Annotated in this window: 17 protein-coding genes and 1 pseudogene; 6 read left to right on the top strand and 12 right to left on the bottom strand. The window is 69.6% G+C overall.

What is annotated here, in order from left to right; genetic code table 11:
- Nucleotides 1-253: 253 nt before the first annotated feature.
- On the top strand, nt 254-628 hold the full coding sequence (locus A5705_RS27775; protein ID WP_156763102.1) for a hypothetical protein: 375 nt from the start codon (nt 254-256) through the stop codon (nt 626-628).
- On the opposite strand, the gene A5705_RS12390 is transcribed toward A5705_RS27775, so the two are convergent.
- Nucleotides 582-2,036 carry a recombinase family protein gene (locus A5705_RS12390; RefSeq protein ID WP_082956439.1) on the bottom strand — a complete coding sequence of 485 codons (1,455 nt, stop codon included), beginning with the start codon at nt 2,034-2,036 and terminating at the stop codon, nt 582-584. The two genes, A5705_RS27775 and A5705_RS12390, sit on opposite strands and share 47 nt — an antisense overlap.
- A gap of 37 nt (nt 2,037-2,073) precedes the next feature.
- On the opposite strand from A5705_RS12390, the pseudogene A5705_RS12385 reads away from it, so the two are divergent.
- Nucleotides 2,074-2,358, top strand: a pseudogene (locus A5705_RS12385) (HNH endonuclease signature motif containing protein); the annotation flags it as partial.
- 20 nt (nt 2,359-2,378) lie between these two features.
- Here A5705_RS12385 and A5705_RS12380 read toward each other — a convergent pair.
- Both A5705_RS12380 and A5705_RS12375 read right to left on the bottom strand, forming a co-directional pair.
- A complete protein-coding gene (locus tag A5705_RS12380; RefSeq protein ID WP_067882623.1) occupies nt 2,379-3,461 on the bottom strand; it encodes a dihydrodipicolinate reductase in 1,083 nt (360 codons plus the stop codon).
- Nucleotides 3,458-4,474, bottom strand: a complete 1,017-nt coding sequence (locus A5705_RS12375) for a Rieske 2Fe-2S domain-containing protein (protein ID WP_067882624.1) — start codon at nt 4,472-4,474, stop codon at nt 3,458-3,460. The genes A5705_RS12380 and A5705_RS12375 overlap by 4 nt, the downstream gene beginning before the upstream one ends.
- A gap of 129 nt (nt 4,475-4,603) precedes the next feature.
- On the opposite strand from A5705_RS12375, the gene A5705_RS12370 reads away from it, so the two are divergent.
- Together A5705_RS12370 and A5705_RS12365 are read left to right on the top strand one after the other, a co-directional pair.
- Nucleotides 4,604-5,167, top strand: a complete 564-nt coding sequence (locus tag A5705_RS12370; protein ID WP_067882674.1) for a TetR family transcriptional regulator — start codon at nt 4,604-4,606, stop codon at nt 5,165-5,167.
- Between the two features lie 60 nt (nt 5,168-5,227).
- On the top strand, nt 5,228-5,686 hold the full coding sequence (locus A5705_RS12365; RefSeq protein ID WP_067882675.1) for a GNAT family N-acetyltransferase: 459 nt from the start codon (nt 5,228-5,230) through the stop codon (nt 5,684-5,686).
- Nucleotides 5,687-5,690: 4 nt separating this feature from the next.
- Here the strand turns inward: A5705_RS12365 and A5705_RS12360 are convergent, their stop codons facing one another.
- Genes A5705_RS12360 through A5705_RS12350 form a run of 3 tightly spaced genes read right to left on the bottom strand, consistent with a single transcriptional unit; the run spans nt 5,691 to nt 9,869 of the window.
- A complete protein-coding gene (locus A5705_RS12360; protein ID WP_067882626.1) occupies nt 5,691-7,469 on the bottom strand; it encodes an SDR family oxidoreductase in 1,779 nt (592 codons plus the stop codon).
- A gap of 3 nt (nt 7,470-7,472) precedes the next feature.
- Nucleotides 7,473-8,381, bottom strand: coding sequence for a metal-dependent hydrolase (locus tag A5705_RS12355; RefSeq protein ID WP_067882627.1), 909 nt, complete (start codon nt 8,379-8,381; stop codon nt 7,473-7,475).
- A 15-nt stretch (nt 8,382-8,396) separates the two neighbouring features.
- Nucleotides 8,397-9,869, bottom strand: coding sequence for an NAD(P)/FAD-dependent oxidoreductase (locus tag A5705_RS12350; RefSeq protein WP_255400365.1), 1,473 nt, complete (start codon nt 9,867-9,869; stop codon nt 8,397-8,399).
- A gap of 213 nt (nt 9,870-10,082) precedes the next feature.
- On the opposite strand from A5705_RS12350, the gene ald reads away from it, so the two are divergent.
- Nucleotides 10,083-11,198 (top strand): alanine dehydrogenase, encoded by a 1,116-nt coding sequence (ald, locus tag A5705_RS12345; RefSeq protein WP_067882629.1) that lies wholly within the window; start codon nt 10,083-10,085, stop codon nt 11,196-11,198.
- A 30-nt stretch (nt 11,199-11,228) separates the two neighbouring features.
- Here ald and A5705_RS12340 read toward each other — a convergent pair whose 3' ends face one another.
- The 5 genes from A5705_RS12340 to A5705_RS12320 all read right to left on the bottom strand — a co-directional run bounded on the left by A5705_RS12340 (nt 11,229) and on the right by A5705_RS12320 (nt 17,567).
- Nucleotides 11,229-12,251, bottom strand: coding sequence for a nitronate monooxygenase (locus A5705_RS12340; protein ID WP_067882630.1), 1,023 nt, complete (start codon nt 12,249-12,251; stop codon nt 11,229-11,231).
- A gap of 4 nt (nt 12,252-12,255) precedes the next feature.
- Nucleotides 12,256-13,617, bottom strand: coding sequence for a pitrilysin family protein (locus A5705_RS12335; protein WP_067882632.1), 1,362 nt, complete (start codon nt 13,615-13,617; stop codon nt 12,256-12,258).
- Nucleotides 13,598-15,880 (bottom strand): polyribonucleotide nucleotidyltransferase, encoded by a 2,283-nt coding sequence (locus A5705_RS12330; RefSeq protein ID WP_067882634.1) that lies wholly within the window; start codon nt 15,878-15,880, stop codon nt 13,598-13,600. The genes A5705_RS12335 and A5705_RS12330 overlap by 20 nt, the downstream gene beginning before the upstream one ends.
- 316 nt (nt 15,881-16,196) lie before the next feature.
- Nucleotides 16,197-16,466 carry a 30S ribosomal protein S15 gene (rpsO, locus tag A5705_RS12325; RefSeq protein WP_066909705.1) on the bottom strand — a complete coding sequence of 90 codons (270 nt, stop codon included), beginning with the start codon at nt 16,464-16,466 and terminating at the stop codon, nt 16,197-16,199.
- Nucleotides 16,467-16,595: 129 nt separating this feature from the next.
- Nucleotides 16,596-17,567, bottom strand: coding sequence for a bifunctional riboflavin kinase/FAD synthetase (locus A5705_RS12320; RefSeq protein ID WP_067882636.1), 972 nt, complete (start codon nt 17,565-17,567; stop codon nt 16,596-16,598).
- Between the two features lie 92 nt (nt 17,568-17,659).
- Here A5705_RS12320 and mntR point away from each other — a divergent pair, with 92 nt between their 5' ends.
- A complete protein-coding gene (mntR, locus tag A5705_RS12315; protein ID WP_067882639.1) occupies nt 17,660-18,364 on the top strand; it encodes a manganese-binding transcriptional regulator MntR in 705 nt (234 codons plus the stop codon).
- Between the two features lie 78 nt (nt 18,365-18,442).
- On the opposite strand, the gene A5705_RS12310 is transcribed toward mntR, so the two are convergent.
- Complete coding sequence (locus A5705_RS12310) at nt 18,443-19,666, bottom strand: acyl-CoA dehydrogenase family protein (protein WP_067882641.1); 1,224 nt, start codon at nt 19,664-19,666, stop codon at nt 18,443-18,445.

The raw sequence follows: 19,666 nt of genomic DNA, 5'->3' as shown, positions 1-19,666 counted from the left end.
GGCGGCACGCAACTTTGCGGCCCGGGGCCTCCAGCGCTACCCGGTACCGGGTGGCGCCCAGAAGGGTTCGGTGAGGTGGACAACGGGGTTCTCCTCCAACGCAACAAAAGTTGGCCCTCGATGGAGGACTGAAGGAGACACCACGGGCCGCCTAGCGCGACCCTCCCCGTGCTCGATTAGCGAGTCTATACCGGAGCTGCGTCAGGGTGATAGGTCTTGTCCACCCGCTGGCGAGCAACGTGTCAAGGATGGGGTGCAGGTGCTCGGCGCGGGCAGGGACAGAGTCGCCGCAACTGCACTCGATGCGGTATCGGAGGCGAGTGGCAGCTTCGGGGCCGCCGACGCGACGGTCGCCGTCCAGGAACTGCCGCTGCGCTTTCTCGCCGCGCAGAAGGAACGTGTCGTCCATGTCGGTGCCATCCGTGATGACGCCCCACCCGCCAGCCGGGTCCCGTTTGAGCCGCAGCACAACGTGCCCGCCGCGTCGTCCGTCGTGGGCCATGCTGTCGCAGACAATCGTGATCATGCTGGGCAGAACACGTCGTCGATGTGGGACTCGGTCGGTCATCGTGGCTCGATTATTACTGAATCGCCCGTTTCGGTGCGATGTCCACGTCGTCCGGGTTGAACCCAGGGCCTTTGCGGGTGGCGGGCAGGATCGTCACCGTGGCAACCTCGTCGACGGCCTGCGCCTGCTCGCTCGGCGACATGGCCTTCCAGCGCTCCCAAACCTGCTCGCCGGCGGCGACCAGCCGGGCGGCTGGGCTGGTGCGGGTCGCGGCGGCCAGCTCGGCGTCGCACGCCGCGATCTGCGCGGCCAAATCCGCTAAGTCCGAAAGGTATTCGCTCTCGTCGAGGCTGCCCGCGTTATGGGCGCGGCGCACCGCGTCTTTGCGGCAAACCAGCGCCTCGCGGCGCACATTGAGGTCATCGAGGTCAATATCCTGGTTGTCCAGCAGTAGGTGAGCGTTCGGCGATGACAGGATGTCGATGATCTGCCGCTCTACGAACTTATCGAGCGGCTCCCCGGCGCGCACCAGGTGCGCGTGCTCGCGGCACACGTAGCGGCGCCCACCGGCCCGCTTGCCGCCGGGCTGCGCGGCTTTCATGGTCGTCCCGTCGTTGCAGATGCCGCAGCGATACAGGCCGGAACCGATGTATTTGCGCTCAAAGCTGGTGCATATCACCCGTTCTGGGTCTGACAGCAGCGCGACGAGGCCTTTGTGCGTGTTGGCGTCGATCAGCGGTGTCCAGTTGCCGGGGCCAATCACCTTGCCCTGGTGGGTTTTCAGCGCGGCGCAGCGCGGGTTGATTAACAGGCGCCGCACGCCGGGCGCGTTGAACGGGCGGCCACGGGTACCTACCAGCCCGGCGGCCTTCCATTCCCGCGCCACGCCCTGAATACTCTTGCCGCCCAACACTTCCAGCGCGGCCTTACGCACCGCCGATGCTTCCGGTTCCAGCGGTTCCCCTTTCATGGTGTAGCCGAAAGTCCGGTTGGCGCTTTGCCATTTACCGGCCTCGGCCTTTTGCCGGTTGGCGCGGATACGGCGCTCGCTCATGTGCTCCGACTCCTGTCTCGCAACGGAACCTAAGATTCGCGCGACCATGCGGCCCGCGCTGGTGGACAGGTCCAGTTCGCCGCCCTGCGCGGTGCGGATGGGAACGCGGGCCAGCTCGGCGATGTCGATAAGGCGTTCAAGGTCTTTCATGCTGCGGTACAGCCGGTCTGTGTGCCAGCACAGCAGCACGTCGAATCGGTGGTTTTTCATCGCGTCGAGCATCGCCTCGAAACCGGGGCGCCGCTTGCCGGAGTAGGCCGACGTGTCGTTGTCGACGTAGACGTGATCGTCGGCGACGGTCAGGCCCAGCCGCGCGGCCAACTCCCGGCAGTCCTGCTCTTGACGCGCTACGCCTAGGCCGTCGCCGCCGCGACCGGGCGGCTTCGGTTCGTCGTCGGGCTGGTCCCCGTTGGCCTTGGCGGGGTCGTGGCTGATCCGCGCGTAAATGGCGGCGCGGGCTTTTTTGCTGGTCATACCCACGGAGCATAGCGTGCACAACCTAACTTTTGGTGCGAAGGACCGCGGCTGCACGCACCCGGGCTGCGACGTACCCGGCTACTGGTGCGAGGTGCACCACGTCGACGAGTGGGCGACGGGGGGCCGCACCGACGCCGACAAGCTGACCTTCACCTGCGCGCCCGACCACAAGCTGCTGGAAATGGGCTGGACGACAAGGAAACTGCCCGACGGCCGCACCGAGTGGATACCGCCTCCCCAGTTGGATCGCGGGGCGCGCACCAACGACTATCACCATCCCGAGCGCCTGTTCGACGATGATGACGACGAGGCCCCTTGACCGCCTTGACGGCGCGCCCCCTACCTCTTGAACCGCCCCGCGAACCCGCGCAGCGGCAGGTCCGCGCTGGTGATGAGCCCCGGCGGCGCCGCCACCACCGACTTGATCGAGGCGAGGGCCGGCATGCCGGTCACGGTCATCCCGATGGAGGCGAAGTTGTCGGGATTCGACAGGTCGACGCCGGGCTTGGGGAAGATCATGTGCTTGTTGTAGATGCACGGGTCGCCCTTGATCTGGGTGATGTAACAGCCCTTGATGTTCCAGCTCGGATCGGTGTGCGGGGTCATCTGCCACTCCAGGTGCGTCTCGACGCGCGGCACCCCGTTCACCATGCCCTGGTATTTGATGTAGTTGCCGCCCAGCGAGCCCTTGGGCAGCGTGTACCAGCCCAGGTCGACGTCCTTGGTGCAGGCGCCCAACTCGTAGCTGAACTTCACCTCGTCCAGGGGCAGGTCGAAGCAGTCGGCCATCATCAGCACGCTGTCGGCAAAGACGCGGGTGTATTTCTCCAGCTTCGCCGGGATCTCCGGGTCGTCGACCGGCTGGCCGTAGCCCACCTCGATCCAGGTGTCCTTGGAGTGGTGGCAGGAGACGTCGACGGACTCGATGGTGGTGACGTTCTCGATGTCGGCGACGTCGGCCGAACACACCACGCCCAGGATCTGGTTCAGGCCCGGGTTCATCCCCGTCCCGTAGAACGTCGAGCCGCCCGTCTCGCACGCCTCGGCCAGCAGCCGGGTCACCGGCTTGCCCGACGGGTGCGGATGGTTCTTGTCGCGGTGCCAGCCGGTGATCCAGTCGGCGGTGGTGACGATGTTGATGCCCGCCTCCAGCACCTGTACGTAGAGGTCCTCGTCGGGGAACACGCCGTGGAAGGTGAGCACGTCCGGCCTGGCGGCGAGGATCTCCTCGATGGTGCCCGTGGCCTTCACCCCGTTGGGCTCGATGCCGGCGAGCTCGCCGGCGTCGCGGCCCACCTTGTCGGGCGAATAGCAGTGCACGCCAACGAGTTCCAGGTCGGGCTGGGTGGCGATCCGCTTGATCATCTCCGAGCCGACGTTGCCGGTGGCCACCTGGAAGACGCGGATGGGTGCTGTGCTCATTCCGTCGTGCCTTTCTGCGCTGCGATTGCCTCGGGATAAAACTGCCTGGCCCACTCGCGGATCGCGGTGAAACCCGCGTACTCGTCGGCGGCCAGCGCGGGCAGGTCGGAGTAGCGCTGGTGCTGCCAGATCTCGATGTCCTGCTCGAACTGCCGGATCACTTCCCGCCCGAATTCGGCCGCCTTGCGCTCGGCACGCGCCGGGTCCTTGCCCGCGCCGATCTCGGGGCGGCCGATGTAGACCATGAACCGGACGTCGGAGGTGCTCTCGTCGACGGGCGTGACCGCGGAGATGGTGCGGTTGTCGACCATCCCCCAGCTCTTGGTGACGGCGATGCCCAGGCCGCCGTTGACGGCCTCCACGCCGCTCTTGACGTCCCCGATCCGCTGGCCGTCGTCGCCCTCGAAGGTGATGGTGAAGTCGACGAAGGACACCGGTTCGGCGAAGTCGTGGCGGGTGAACACCGGCACGATCGGGGTGTTGTGCACGAACTTGAAATGGGCGAAGTCCACCCCGTTCTCGAGCACGTACTGCGGGTGCAGCTCCAGGCCCGGGCGATACAGCCGCTGCTGCGGGTAGTAGTCGCCCGCGCCGCGGCCGTCCTCGAACGAGGCGAACACGTCGGGCGCGTCGAAGTACGGGTCGCGGCGCTCGGCGTCGTGCCAGATGTAGACCGACGCGTTGCGCTCCACCACGGGGTAGGTGCGCATCCGCCTGCCGCGGTTCGGCCGGTCCTGGTACGGGATGCAGACGTTGCGGCCGTGGGAGTTCCACTGCCACCCGTGGAACGGGCACTGCAGCGCCTCGCCGACCACCTTGCCGCCGTAACCGAGGTGCGCGCCCAGGTGCTCGCAGTAGGCGTCCATCACCACGAGCTCGCCGGACTCGGCGCGCCAGGCGACCATCTCCTGGCCGAAGTACTTCATCCGGTGCACGCCACCGAGCCCGATCTCGTCGGACCAGGCGACCTGGAACCAGCCCGTCGGCTTCATCGACAACGGTGGTTTGGCCATCTGAGCGCCCCTCCTCGGGTCATGACAGAATCACAGTACCCTCTATGAAAATGATAGACTAGCCGGATGCCCGGAACGCAGGCCGCCGAGCGGCGCCCCAACCGGCGCGGCCACGCGACGCGCGAGAGCATGCTGGAGGCCGCGCTGAAGTCGCTGGCCTCGGGCGAGCCGGGCTCGGTGTCGGCCAACCGCATCGCCAAGGACATCGGCGCCACCTGGGGCGCGGTGCAATACCAGTTCGGCGACGCCGACGGCTTCTGGGCCGCCGTGCTGCACCGCACCGCCGAGCGGCGCGCCGCCACGTTCGCCACACCGGCGCAACCCGAGGCGCCGCTGCGCGAGCGCGTCGGCGCCATCATCGGCACCCTGTACCGCGGCCTGGCATCGGCGGATTCCCGCGCGATCGAAAACCTGCGCGCCGCGCTGCCGCGCGACCCCCGCGAGCTGGAGCGCCTCTACCCGCGCACCGCCGCCGAGTTGTTCTCCTGGGGCAAGAGCTGGCTCGAGACCTGCCAGAACGCCTTTGCCGGCCTGGACGTCGACCCGGACCGGGTGCGCGAGGTCGCCGCGCTCATCCCGGGCGCGATGCGCGGCCTGGTGTCGGAGCGCCAGCTGGGCTCCTACGCCGACCTCGACCTGGCCCGGCGGGGTCTGACGAACGCGCTGGCGGCGTATCTGGAGTGTCGGCCTTAGCCTTAGCGTGTGCAGGCCGGCGACATCACCATCCGGGAAGCCACGCCCGACGATTTCGCCATGGTCGCGGCGATGCACTACCCGGTGTGGCGACAGTCGTGGGCGGGGATACTGCTGCCCCAGGTGCTCGACATCCTGGGACCGCCGAAACGCTGGGTCGCCGAGATCTACCCGCAGAGCCTGAGGCGCGCCGGCTGGCGCATGTGGGTCGCCGAGGCCGACGGCCGCACCCTCGGCGTCGCCATCTTCGGGCCCGACTCCGACCAGCCCGACGACCTTCTGGTGGACGCGCTGTACGTCGCGGAGGACAGCCAGCGGCACGGCATCGGCGGCCGCATGCTCGAGGCGGTCCTGGGCTCACACCCGGCCGGCGACGTGATCCTGTGGTGCGCCGAGCGAAACGACAAGGCGCGCCGCTTCTACGAGAAGAACAACTTCCACGTCGACGGCCGCACCCTCGATTGGGAACCCCTGCCCGGCATCAAGGTGGCCCACGTCGGATACCGCCTCAAGCGTTGAGCGCCTAACGCTGCCGAATGTCGAAGCGCGCGAACAGCCGAAGCGCCGACGGGCTGATCCGCCGCAGGGCGTAGCCGACCCGCGACTCGGCGGCGACGGGCAGCACGGCGGGGCCGGTCCCGACCGCCTTGACGATCGCCCTGGCCACGGCCTCCGGCGTGTAATTGCGACGCCGGTACGCCGCGTCGGCCTTCTGGCGCGCGAGTTCCTGTTGCTCGGCGGTCATCCCCGCGTACACCGTGCTCTTGGCGATGTTGGTGTTGACGAATCCCGGGCACACGGCGGTGACGGAGATGCCCTCGTCGGCGAGGTCGGCCCGCAGCGATTCGCTGAACGCCAGCACCGCCGCCTTGGTGGTGCCGTAGGCAACCATGGATTTCGACGGGATGAACGCCGCGGCCGACGCCAGGTTGATGATCGTTCCGCCCTCGCCGCGCTCGACCATCTGCGCCCCGAAGGCCCTGCTGCCGGCGATGACGCCGCCGACGTTGACGGCCATGATGTCCGCCCAATCGGCGGGGCTGGTCTCCAGGAACCGGCCGGCCATCCCGATGCCGGCGTTGTTGACCAGGATGTCGACGACGCCGTGGTCGTTGAGCACTTGTGCCGCAAGCTCATTCATCGCGGCCTCGTCGCTGACATCGGCCCGGTACACCGCCGCCTCGGCGCAGGCCGCGCGCACGGCGTCCGCGGTTTCGTCGGCGCCGGCGAGATCCCGGTCGACGATCACCACCTTGCGGGCGCCGTGGCGCGCCAGTTCCACCGCGGTCGCCCTGCCGATGCCGGCCCCGGCGCCGGTGATCAGCGCGAGCTTGCCCCGCACCTCCCCGCGACCGCCGCGCACCACCGCCGTGCCCAAGGCGCCGGATCCGCCCCCGTCATCGACGTGCTGGTCGACCCATTCGGCGGTCAGCCGGGCGATGACCTCGGGCCGCGACGTGACCACCCAGTGGCCGCCCTCGATCGGAATCACCCTGCCGCCGGCCGGGATTGAGCCGGTGAACCGCTGCAGCGCGGGCGTCACGAAGACGTCGCGGCGCGGCACCAGGGTTTGGACCGCGACGGTGGTCCGCGGCAGCCGCGGCCCCGGCGACAGCATCGGCCCGGGCATGTTCGCGCGGTACAGCTCGAGCCCGCTGACGTAGTCGGCGATGGATCGCGGCGGCCGCTCGCGCCGGCTGCGGATGCTCGACCGGCCGATGCGCTCCAGGGCCTCGTGCACCTTGATGCCAACCCGCAGGCGAAACGCGAGCTCCGGCAGGCCCGGGCACAGGAAGAACGCGATGTAGAGCGATCCCAGCAGCTGTCGGGCGACCTGAGCCACGGCCCGCGGCGTGCGCGCCGAGCGCAGAAAAGCGCCCGCGTACCCCAGATGCGGGCCCGAAATGGACGTGAACGAGCCGACTTTGGCCATCACCGCGTCGTCGGTGACGGCGTCCCACGCCTGGATCGAGCCCCAGTCGTGGGCCAGCAGGTGCACCCGCCCGACGCCGAGGCTGTCGATCACCGCGCCGATGTCGGACCCCAGCTGCGCGAAGGCGTAGCCGGAATGCTTTGCGGGATGGGATGATTCGCCGGCACCGCGGACGTCGTAGGCGACGACGTTGTAGCGGCCGGGGTAACGCTCACCGAGCTCGTGCGCCACCCCGTCCCACAGGTGGTGGTTGTCGGGCCAGCCGTGGATCGCCAGGATGGTCGGGCGCGCCGCGTCGATCCCGGTGTACCGGTGGACCGCCAGGGTGACGCCGTCGGAGGCGGTGACGCTGAAAGTCGTTGCGGGCATGGGTCAGCGCGACGCCCGGGCGGCGCGCGAGACCGCCAGGTAGTCGACCGCCGGCCCCAGCCCGCCCAATTGGGACGGGTGGAACCCCGGCAGGTAGTAGTTGCCGACCACCCGCACGAACCGCAGCGGCCCGGGCACCAGTCCCCGCCGCGCCGCGCGCACGTAGTCGCGCCAGCGCGGCTTGCTGCCCGGCGGCAGGTACGGGTCCACCGAGTAGAGGAACCGGACGCCGCGAATCCACAGCAGCAGGATCCCGGGCGTCACCACCATCTGGGCGCGCACCTGCCGCCAGTAGCCGGCCCGCAGGTGCTTCATGGTGTCGAACGCGACGGCCTTGTGTTCGACCTCTTCGGCGCCATGCCAGCGCAGCATGTCCAGCATCACCGGGTCGGTGCCGATCGCGTCGTGGGCCGGCGAGTCGAGCACCCACTCGCCGAGAATGGCGGTGTAGTGCTCGATCGCCGCGACGAACGAAACCTGTTCCAGCAGCCAGCGTTGCCGGCGTCGCCGGCCCCACCGCGGCCTGGGCCCCAACAGCTTCTCGAACAACCACCTGATCTGGTCGGTGTACGGGGTCAGGTCGACGCCGGCGGCGGCGAAGTGGGCGAGCACGCCCGCGTGCGCCTGGGAGTGCACGGCCTCCTGGCCGATGAAGCCCTGGACGTCCAGGCGCAGCTGGTCGTCCTTGATCAACGGCAGCGCCCTCTTGAAGGCGTCGACGAAGAACTCCTCGCCCGCGGGCAGGAGCAGGTGCAGGACGTTGAGGACGTGCGTGGTGAACGGCTCGCCGGGCACGTAGTGGAAGGGCAGCTTCGCCCAGTCGAACTCGACGTCACGCGCCTCGAGGACCAGCCGCTCGTGCTCGAGCGCGGCCCCGTGCGGACCCGCCGCCTGGTCGTCGACGGTGAACATCGTGGGGCCCTCCCCTCAGCGCGCGGCCACGCGCCTGCGCAAGTCGTACTCTCGCAGATCCGTCTTGGCCAGCATCGCGCGGTGTTCGGCCGGTGTGAACGGCCACACCTCGGGCACCCCGTCCTTGTTCAGGTACCAGCTGTCGCAGCCGGTGGTCCACACCGTGTCCGGCATCGCGGCGCGCAGCTTCGCGTTGTAGCTCTCGGTCGCCGACTGCGTGGGCTCGACCGTGTCGAATTCGCCGCGGCGCCACGCCTGGATCCAGCCCAGGATGTGTCCGGCCTGGTGCTCGGCCACGGCGGTCAGCGAATGGTTGCCCACCGGGCTGTGCGGCCCCAGCATCATGAAGAAGTTGGGGAAACCGGGCATGGCCACGGTCCGGTGGGCCCGCGGCCCGTCGCGCCACACCTCGTCGGCGTCGATGCCGTCGCGGCCGGTCAATCGCATCGGCCGGAAGAACGCGTGGGTGTCGAACCCGGTGCACGCGACGATGATGTCCACCTCGTGCAGCTTGCCGTCGTCGGTGACGATGCCCCGCGGTTCCACGTGGTCGATGCCGTCGGTCACCAGCTCGACGTCGTCGCGCTGGATCGCGCGGTAGAACCCGCCCGACACCACCAACCGCTTGCACATCGGCTGGTATGAGGGCGTCAGCGCCGCACGCAAGTCGGGGTCGCGCACGCGGCGCAGGCTGGCCCGGCACAGCGCCCCCATCGCCCTGCGCCGCAGCCCGGGTTTGGTCAGCGCGACCGCGAAGGTGTCGAAGACCAGGCTGTACGCCCGGTACGCCAACCGATCCAGCCACGGCATCACCCGATGGGTGACACCGGCGAACCGGGAGTATCGCGGGTTGGGCATCGGGACTATCCACTGCGCGGGGCGCTGGAACAGCGCCACCCTGCCCGCCACGCCGGCCAGCCCGCAGACGAGCTGCACGCCGGTGGATCCGTTGCCGATCACCGCGATCCGGCGCCCCGCGACGTCGATGGAATGGTCCCAGCGCGCGGAATGGAAGACGGGGCCGGCGAAGGCGTCCAACCCGGCGATCGACGGCATCCTGGGGTGGTGCAGCACGCCGGTCGCCGAGATCAGGAAGTCGACGGCCGATTCGTCGCCGGCGTCGGTGCGCACCACCCAGCGGTCGTCCTCGAAACGGGCGCTGACGATTTCGGTGCCGAACCGGATGCGGTCCCGCAGCCCGAATTCGTCGGCGACGCCGCGGAAGTAGGCCTGGATCTCGCCGCCGGGCGAAAACATGTGCGTCCAGTTGGGCTTGGTCGCGAAGGTGTACTGATAGACCCGCGACGGCACGTCGCAGGTCAGCCCGGGGTACGTGTTCTCCCGCCAGGTGCCGCCCACCTCGTCGGCCTTCTCGTAGACCGTGACATCGGTGATCCCGTTGCGCAGCAACGCGATTGCCATGCACAGCCCGGACATGCCCGCTCCCACGACGGCCACGGCCGGATCGCGCCCCGTCGGGGTCGTCACGGGCCGGCTACCCGGCCCGGGCCGCCGCTCGGCATCGGTGCCGTGACCCGGTGGTCATCCATTTGCCGATCATAAGCGCGTCGAGCCACCGCGCAACGGGCCGAATCGGGGAACCGCGGCCAGCGTGCCAACGGCGTCGAGCAGCGCCCTCCGCCTCCCCGGCGCCGGTGCCCGGTGTTTGCGGCCCCGGCGGAGTTTCTCCACACTTGAGCCATGCGCGTCGGCGTCCCAACCGAGATCAAGACCAACGAGTTCAGGGTGGCGATCACCCCCGCCGGCGTCGCGGAATTGACCCACCGCGGCCACGAGGTGCTCGTCCAGACCGGCGCCGGAGACGGCTCGGCCATCCCCGACGCGGAATTCAAGGCGGCCGGGGCCGAACTGGCCGACACCGCCGAGCAGGTCTGGGCCGACGCGGACCTGCTGCTCAAGGTCAAGGAGCCGATCGAGCCCGAATACGGCCTGCTGCGCAACGGGCAGGTCCTGTTCGCCTACCTGCATCTGGCCGCCTCGCGCGCCTGCACCGACGCGCTGTTGGCCTCCGGCACAACGTCGATCGCCTACGAGACGGTCCAGGCCGACGACGGCTCGCTGCCGTTGCTGGCCCCGATGAGCGAGGTCGCCGGCCGGCTCGCGGCGCAGGTGGGTGCCTATCACCTGATGCGCACCCAGGGCGGGCGCGGCGTTTTGATGGGCGGCGTGCCGGGCGTCAAGGGCGCCGATGTCGTGGTGATCGGCGCCGGCACGGCCGGCTACAACGCCGCGCGGGTCGCCGGCGGCATGGGCGCCAGCGTCATGGTGTTCGACGTCAACATCGGCAAGCTTCGGCTCCTCGACGCCGAGTTCGGCGGCCGCGTCGGCACCCGCTATTCCTCCGCGTACGAGCTGGGCGGCGCCGTCAAACGCGCCGACCTGGTGATCGGAGCCGTACTCGTGCCCGGCCACAAGGCGCCCACACTGATACCGAATTCCCTTGTCGCGCAGATGAAGCAGGGCGCGGTGCTGGTGGACATCTCCATCGACCAGGGCGGCTGCTTCGAGGATTCGCGGCCCACCACGCACGACGACCCGACGTTCGCCGTGCACGACACCCTGTTCTACTGCGTGGCGAACATGCCCAGCGCGGTGCCCAAGACGTCGACCGTCGCGCTGACCAACGCCACGATGCCGTACGTGCTCAAGCTCGCCGCCCAGGGCTGGCGGGCGGCGTGCCGGTCGGATCCCGCTCTGGCCAAAGGGCTTTCGACGCACGACGGGATGCTGCTGTCCGAACAGGTCGCCGACGACCTCGGCCTGCCGTGCACCGCTCCGGCTGCGGTCGTCCTCTGACAGTGTTCGCCGGGCCCTGCCCGGCCACCGTCACCCGCCGAGGCCGGCGACGATGTCGGCCACCGAGCCCGGGCGGGCCTCCCGGAACGACGTCCCGGCCCACAGCGCCATCCCGTTCGGGTCCTCCCGCTCGGTGGCGGCCTCGCGGATCGGCAGCGTCATCTGGTTGACCTCGGGGTAGCCCAGCGGGGCCACGTTGTCGAGCAGGCGGATGAATTCGTTTTCCAGGCCGCGGGCGTACCGGCCCGAGAACGCACGGGAGACGATGGTTTTGGCGAAGAGCTGGTTCTTCATGGCGGTGCGGTGCGCCTGGCTGGTGCCCGCCTCGTCGCTCAGCAGCAGCGCGGTGCCGACCTGCGCGGCGACGGCCCCCCGGCGCAGCACGCCTGCGACGTCCTCGGCGGTGCCCAGCCCGCCCGCCGCGATGATCGGGACGTCGCGGTGCGCCCGGTGGATCCGGTCGATCAGGTCGTGCAGCGACTCGGTGCCGGGTTCCATGTCCGGCGCGAAGGTGCCGCGGTGCCCGCCGGCGCCGGGCCCCTGCACCACCAGGCTGTCGGCGCCGGCGGCGACGGCGATCCCGGCCTCGTAGGCCGATGTCACCGTGACCATCACCAACAGCCCGTGCGCGCTGAGGCGCCGGATGACGTCCGGCGGCGGCACGCCGAAGGTGAACGACACCAGCTCCGGATGGACGTCGGCGACCACCTCGAGCTTGCGCTCCCAGTCGTCGTCGTCGCCGAACTCCGGCCGGCCCACCTCGCACTGGTAGTGCTCGGCGATGCCCTCGAGCTCGTCGGCGTAATAGTCCAGCGCGATCCAGTCCGCGACGCTGGGCTGGGGCACGAACAGGTTGACGCCCAGCGGGCCGGTGGTCATGGCGCGGGCCGCCGCGATGTCCTCGGCGAACCGCTCCGCGCTCACGTACCCGCCGGGGATGAAGCCGAGGCCGCCGGCGTTGGACACCGCCGCGGCCAACGCCGGGGTGCCCGGGCCGCCGGCCATCGGCGCACCCACGATGGGCACCGCGATATCCCAAAAGCCGAGAACCACGGCGCTAATGTACCATCGCCCGAAGTTGTTGGGGCAGCGATCGTTTGGAGGCGTACGGGCCCAGGACGGCGGCGCCGTAGCGCCTGCCCAGCAGCCGGCGGGCCACCGCGTTGACCTCCTCGACGGTCACCTCGTCGATGCGTTGCAGGGTGTGTTCGATGCTGCGGTGCCGGCCGTAGTTCAGCTCGCTGCGGCCGATGCGGCTCATCCGGGCGCTGGAGTCCTCCAGGCCGAGCACCAGGCCGCCGCGCAACGACCCCTTGGCGATGCGGCATTCGGCCTCGGTGATGCCGTCGCGGGCCACCGCGTCGAGCACGGCGCTGGTGACCCGCATCACGTCGGGGAACCGCTCGGGCAGGCACGCGGCGTACACCGACAGCGCGCCGCTGTCGGCGAAGATGTCCACCGCCGAGTAGACCGAATAGGCCAGGCCGCGCAGCTCCCGAACCTCCTGGAACAGCCTGGAGCTCAGGCCGCCGCCCAGCGCGGTGTGCAGCACCGACAGGGCCCAGCGATGCTCCCAGCCGCGCCCCGGGGTGCGGACACCCAGCGACACGTGGGTCTGCTCGGCGTCCCGGTTGATCAGCGTCAGCCCGGGTTTTCCGGTGATCCGCCCGGCGCCCTTGCGCGGCGCGACGGGCTGCCGGCCGCGGACCAGGTGCTTGCCGAAGTGCTCGCGCACCAGCGCGACGACGTGGTCGTGGTCGACGTTGCCGGCCACCGCGACGACCATCCGCTCCGGGGTGTAGCGCCGCACGTGGAACGAGTGCAGTTGCGAGCGCGTCATCTCCGACACGGAACGCGCGGTGCCGATCACGGGGCGGCCCACCGGGTGGTCGCCGAAGAGCGTCGACAGGAAGATGTCGCCCAGCGCGTCCTCCGGGTCGTCGTCGCGCATGGCGATCTCCTCGAGGACGACGTCGCGTTCCAGCTCGACGTCCTCGGCGGCGCACCGGCCGTTGAGCACCACGTCGGCGACCAGGTCGACGGCCAGCTCCAGGTCGCTGTCCAGCACGTGCGCGTAGTAGCAGGTGTGCTCGCGCGCGGTGAACGCGTTCAGCTCCCCGCCGACGGCGTCCATCGCCTGCGCGATGTCCACGGCGGTGCGGGTCGGGGTCGACTTGAACAGCAGATGCTCGAGGAAGTGCGCCGCCCCGGCCACGGTCGCGCCCTCGTCGCGCGATCCGACCCCGACCCAGACCCCGACCGACGCGGAGCGCACGGCGGGCAGGTGCTCGGTGACCACCCGCAGGCCGCCCGGCAGCGTGGTGCGCCGGACGGCCTTGTGGTCGGCGTTCACCCCGGCGAGCTGCGCGCCCCGGCGCAGGGACGGCGCGGGGGGTTTCCTAGACGGAGCTGGCGGCATCGGCAGGAGCGGGCGCGGCGGGCGGCGTGTCCGCCGAGTCGGCTGACTCCGCCGAGTCCTCGTCGGCCACCAGCACCAGGGAGATCTTGCCCCGCTTGTCGATGTCGGCGATCTCCACCCGCAGCTTGTCGCCGACGTTCACCACGTCCTCGACCTTCGCGATGCGCTTGCCCTTGCCGAGCTTGGAGATGTGCACCAGGCCGTCGCGGCCCGGCAACAGCGACACGAAGGCACCGAAATCCGTTGTCTTGACCACGGTTCCGAGGAATCGCTCGCCCACGGTCGGCAGCTGCGGGTTGGCGATGGCGTTGATCCGGTCGATCGCGGCCTGCGCCGAGGGCCCGTCGGTGGCGCCGACGAACACGGTGCCGTCGTCCTCGATGGAGATCTGCGCGCCGGTCTCCTCGGTGATCGCGTTGATGACCTTGCCCTTGGGCCCGATGACCTCGCCGATCTTGTCGACCGGGACCTTGATGGTGGTCACCCGAGGGGCGTACGGGCTCATCTCGTCGGGCGAGTCGATGGCCTCGGCCATCACCTCGAGGATGGTCAGCCGGGCGTCCTTGGCCTGCGCCAGCGCGCCGGCCAGCACCTGCGACGGGATGCCGTCCAGCTTGGTGTCCAGCTGCAGCGCGGTGACGTAGTCCTTGGTGCCGGCGCACTTGAAGTCCATGTCGCCGAACGCGTCCTCGGCGCCCAGGATGTCGGTCAGGGTGACGAAGCGACGCTCGGTCTTGCCGTCGACCTCGACCTCGTCGGAGACCAGGCCCATCGCGATGCCGGCGACCGGCGCCTTGAGCGGCACCCCGGCGTTCAGCAGCGCAAGGGTGGACGCGCAGACCGAGCCCATCGACGTCGAACCGTTGGAGCCCAACGCTTCCGACACCTGGCGGATGGCGTAGGGGAACTCCTCGACGCTGGGCAGCACCGGGATCAGGGCCCGCTCGGCGAGCGCGCCGTGGCCGATCTCGCGCCGCTTCGGCGAACCGACCCGGCCGGTCTCGCCGGTCGAGTAGGGCGGGAAGTTGTAGTGGTGCATGTAGCGCTTGGAGGTTTCGGGCCCCAGCGAGTCGATCTGCTGTGCCATCTTCACCATGTCCAGCGTGGTGACGCCCATGATCTGGGTCTCTCCGCGCTCGAACAGGGCGCTGCCGTGTGCGCGCGGCACGACGGCGACCTCCGCCGACAGCGCGCGGATGTCGGTGATGCCCCGGCCGTCGATGCGGAAGTGGTCGGTCAGGATGCGCTGGCGGACCAGCTTCTTGGTCAGCGCGCGGAACGCGGCGCCGACCTCCTTTTCCCGGCCCTCGTACGTCGCAGCGAGCCGCTGGGCCACCTCGGCCTTCAGCTCGTCGGTGCGCGCGTCGCGCTCGGCCTTGCCGCCGATGGTCAGCGCCTTGGCCAGCTCGTCGGTGGCCACCGAGGCCACCGAGTAGTAGACGTCGTCGCCGTAGTCGGGGAACACCGGGTAATCCCCGGTGGGCTTCGCGGCCGCGTCGGCCAGTTCCTGCTGCGCGGCGCACAGCACGGCGATGAACGGCTTGGCGGCCTCCAGGCCTTCGGCCACAACGGTTTCCGTCGGCGCGGGGGCCCCGCCCTCGACGAGCTCGATGACGTTCTCGGTGGCCTCGGCCTCGACCATCATGATCGCGACGTCTTTTGTGTCACCGTCGCCGACTATGCGCCCGGCCACCACCATGTCGAACACCGCGCGCTCGAGCTGCTCGACCGTGGGGAAGGCGACCCAGGTGCCGTCGATCAGGGCCACCCGCACGCCGCCGATGGGACCGGAGAACGGCAGGCCGGCCAGCTGGGTGGAGGCCGACGCGGCGTTGATCGCCAGCACGTCGTACAGGTCGTTGGGGTCCAGGCTCAGGATCGTCACCACGACCTGGATCTCGTTGCGCAGGCCGCTCACGAACGACGGGCGCAGCGGGCGGTCGATGAGCCGGCAGGTCAGGATCGCGTCGGTGGAGGGGCGGCCCTCGCGGCGGAAGAACGAGCCGGGGATGCGCCCGGCGGCGTACATCCGCTCCTCGACGTCGACCGTCAGCGGGAAGAAGTCGAAGTGCTCCTTGGGGCTCTTGCTGGCGGTGGTCGCCGACAGCAGCATGTTCTCGTCGTCCAGGTACGCGACGACGGCTCCGGCGGCCTGCTGGGCCAGCCTGCCGGTCTCGAAACGGACGGTGCGGGTGCCGAAGCTCCCGTTGTCGATGGTGGCGGTCGCCTCGAAGACGCCCTCTTCAATTTCAGCTACAGACATGGGTGTCCGTACGGCCTCTCTGGGTATTCGCTTTTTCGCGCGCCCTGATGCGACCCGGAGAACGAGAGTCTGAATGCGGCTACGGCCATCGATCGAAGCGGCCGACCTGCCCCAGATCCGGAGAGCCCGGCAGCCACTACCGAAGACCGCCCGATGCAGACTGTGCTGCTCCGTCGGACACACGCAGTGACGCGCTGGAACGGCTCACGCGGATCTGCGCAAACCGCACCGTTTGCTCGGGCCGAAAGAGGCCCAGAACGGTCCCACTCTACACGGGCGAACACAGCCCGCGGCAAGCCTCGGGCTTTGCCCGGCCTCAGCGGCGCAGGCCCAGCCGCTCGACGAGCGAGCGGTACCGCTCCACATCGATCTGGGAGACGTACTTGAGCAGCCGCCGCCGGCGCCCCACCAGCAGCAGCAGTCCGCGCCGCGAGTGGTGGTCGTGCTTGTGCACCTTGAGGTGCTCGGTGAGGTCGGCGATTCGCCTGGTCAGCAGGGCGACCTGGGCCTCCGGGGACCCGGTGTCGGTGTCGTGCAGGCCGTACGAGCCCAGGATTTCTTTTTTCTGCTCGGCAGTAAGCGCCACGAAACTACTCCATCAATCGGTCCGCGATCATTGGGTATCAAGGCGCGGCCACCGCGAACCGCAGCACGCGCCGATGTCGTCCGGCAGTCTAGCAGCGGGGCGGTGGCGGACTCGAATCGTCGGGGGCGCTCACTCCGTGAGCAGCGTGCGGGCCCGTTCGGTGTCCTCGCCCATCGCCGCGACGAGGCCCTTGATCGTGTCGAACCTGCGCTGCCCGCGGATGCGCGCGACGAAGTCCAGCGCCACGTGCTGCCCGTACAGATCGGCGCTGGTGTCCAGGACGAACGCCTCGACGGTGCGGGTGCGCCCGGAGAAGGTCGGGTTGGTGCCGACGGACACCGCGGCCTGGTAGCGCTCCCCCGGGATGACGGTGCCCGCCACCGGCCCGTGCCCCAGCACCGTGAACCACGCCGCGTACACGCCGTCGGCCGGGATGGCCGAGTACATCGGCGGCGCCACGTTGGCGGTGGGGAAGCCCAGCTCCATGCCCCGCCCCTCGCCGCGGACGACGACGCCCTCGACGCGATGGGGGCGGCCCAGCGCCTCCGTCGCCGCCACCATGTCGCCGGCGTCCACGCAGGACCGGATGTAGGTGGACGAGAACGTCACGGTCTCGTTGCTGTGGTGCTCCGACAGCAGGGACATGGACTCCACCGCGAAACCGAACCGCTCGCCGGCGCGGCGCAGGGTCTCGACGTTGCCGGCGGCCTTCTTGCCGAACGTGAAGTTCTCCCCCACCACCACCTCCACCACATGCAGGTTCTCCACCAGCAGCTCGTGGATGTAGCGCTCCGGGGTGAGCTTCATGAAGTCGCTCGTGAACGGCATCACCAGAAAGACGTCGATACCCAGCTCCTCGACGAGCTCGGCGCGCCGCGTCAGGGTCGTCAGCTGCGCGGGGTGGCTGCCGGGATAGACCACTTCCATCGGGTGCGGGTCGAACGTCATCAGGACCGTCGGGACGTTGCGGGCGCGGGCGGCCTTCACCGCGTGCGCGATCAGCTCGGCGTGGCCGCGATGCACCCCGTCGAACACCCCGATGGTGACCACGCATCTGCCCCAGTCCGTGGGAATCTCGTCTTGGCCGCGCCACCGCTGCACGACCGCAAGCCTACGGCGCCGCGCCGCGACATGGCGCGTCAGATCGCCGGTGGCACGCCGCGCCGGGCCAGGTTTGCCTAAACTTTCTGCTTGTGAGGGCTGACGATGAGCCTGGCGGTATCACCGCGGTCGGCCAGGACTACCTGAAGGTCATCTGGAATGCCCAGGAATGGTCCACGGACTCCGGGCCCGCGAAGGTCAGCACCAAAATGCTGGCCGACCGGATCGGGGTGTCGGCCAGCACGGCCTCGGAGTCGATCCGCAAACTCGCCGAGCAGGGCCTGGTCAACCACGAGAAGTACGGCGCGGTGACGCTGACCGAGGCGGGGCGGCGGGCGGCCCTCGAGGTGGTGCGCCGCCACCGCCTGCTGGAGACCTTCCTGGTCAACGAGCTCGGCTACGCCTGGGACGAGGTGCACGACGAGGCGGAGGTGCTCGAGCACGCGGTGTCGGACCGGCTGGTCGCCCGCATCGACGCCAAGCTGGGTTACCCCCGGCGCGACCCCCACGGCGATCCCATCCCCGCCTCCGACGGGCAGGTGCCCACGCCGCCGGCCCGCCAGCTGTGGGCGTGTGGCGACGGCGACACCGGGACGGTGGCCCGCATCTCCGATTCCGACCCGGAGATGCTGCGCTATTTCGCCGACGTCGGCATCCGGCTGGACTCGCGGCTGCGCGTGCTGACCCGCCGGGAATTCGCCGGCATGGTCTCGATCGCGATCGAATCCGCCGACGGCGCCGAGTGCACCGTCGACCTCGGCAGCCCGGCGGCGCGGGCGATCTGGGTGGTCGCCTAGGTCGTCAGCCCGCGAGCGTGACGGGGCCGCGATTTCCGGCGCGGATCTTCGCAGTGCGGTTACGCCCGCGATCCGGTGTCAGCTCAACAGCCCCTTGGCGATGTGGGTGACCTGAACCTCGTTGCTCCCGGCGTAGATCATCAGCGACTTCGCGTCGCGGGCCAGCTGTTCGACGCGGTACTCGGCCATGTAGCCGTTGCCGCCGAACAGCTGCACGGCCTCCATCGCGACGTCGGTGGCCGCCTCCGAGGAGTACAGCTTGATGGCCGACGCCTCCGCCAGCGTCAGCGGCTTGCCCGCCCGCTGCCGCTCGATCGTCTGAAACACCATGTTCTGCACGTTCATCCGCGCGATTTCCATCTTCGCCAGCTTGAGCTGGATCAGCTGGAACTGCCCGATGTTGCGGCCCCACAGCGTGCGGGTCTTGGCGTAATCCACGCACAGCCGGTGGCATTCGTTGATGATGCCCAGCGCCATCATCGCGATCCCGATGCGCTCGGCGGCGAAATTGTCCCGGGCGCTTTCGCGGCCGTCCCCGCCGGCCTGCTCGCTCCCGCCGAGCAGGCGGTCGGGGGTCAGCCGCACGTTGTCGAAGAACAACTCGCCCGTCGGCGAGGACATCATGCCCATCTTCTTGAACGGCTTGCCCTGGGTGAGGCCCGGCATCCCCGCGTCGAGCACGAAGATCAGCACCGGCCGGTTGCGCCGATCGACCGTCGCATCCCCCTCGTCGAGTTTCGCGTAGACAACCAGAACGTCGGCGTAGGGCCCGTTCGTGATGAACGTCTTCTGGCCGTTGAGGAGGTAATCCTCCCCGTCGCGCTTGACGTAGGTCTTCATGCCGCCGAACGCGTCCGAGCCGGAGTCCGGCTCGGTGATGGCCCACGCCGCGATCTTCTTCAGCGTCATCAGGTCGGGCAGCCAGCGTTCCTTCTGGGCCAGCGTGCCGCGGCTCATGATGGTCGCCGCGCCCAGACCGAGGCTGACCGACGCGGTGCTCAGCAATCCGATGCTGACGCGGGCGATTTCGGACACCAGCACCGCGACCATCGATCCCTGAGCACCGAAACCGTCTGTGCTGCCGACCCTTTCGGGCTGTCCGGTACGCTCCCGGTCCAGCATCTTCTGGACCGACTCGGCGGCCATGACGTCGAGACCGAACTGGCTGAACAGCTTGCGGGCGATCGGATAGGGGGACAGCGCCCCGGATTCCAGCTCGTCGAGGTGCGGGCGTATCTCCTTGTCGATGAACTGGCGAACGGCGTCCCGGACCATCAGGTCCGTGTCGGACCACTCGATCAC

Source organism: Mycobacterium sp. E787 (assembly GCF_001668725.1).
Lineage (GTDB): Bacteria > Actinomycetota > Actinomycetes > Mycobacteriales > Mycobacteriaceae > Mycobacterium.
This window is presented reverse-complemented; position numbering and strand designations above follow the sequence as displayed.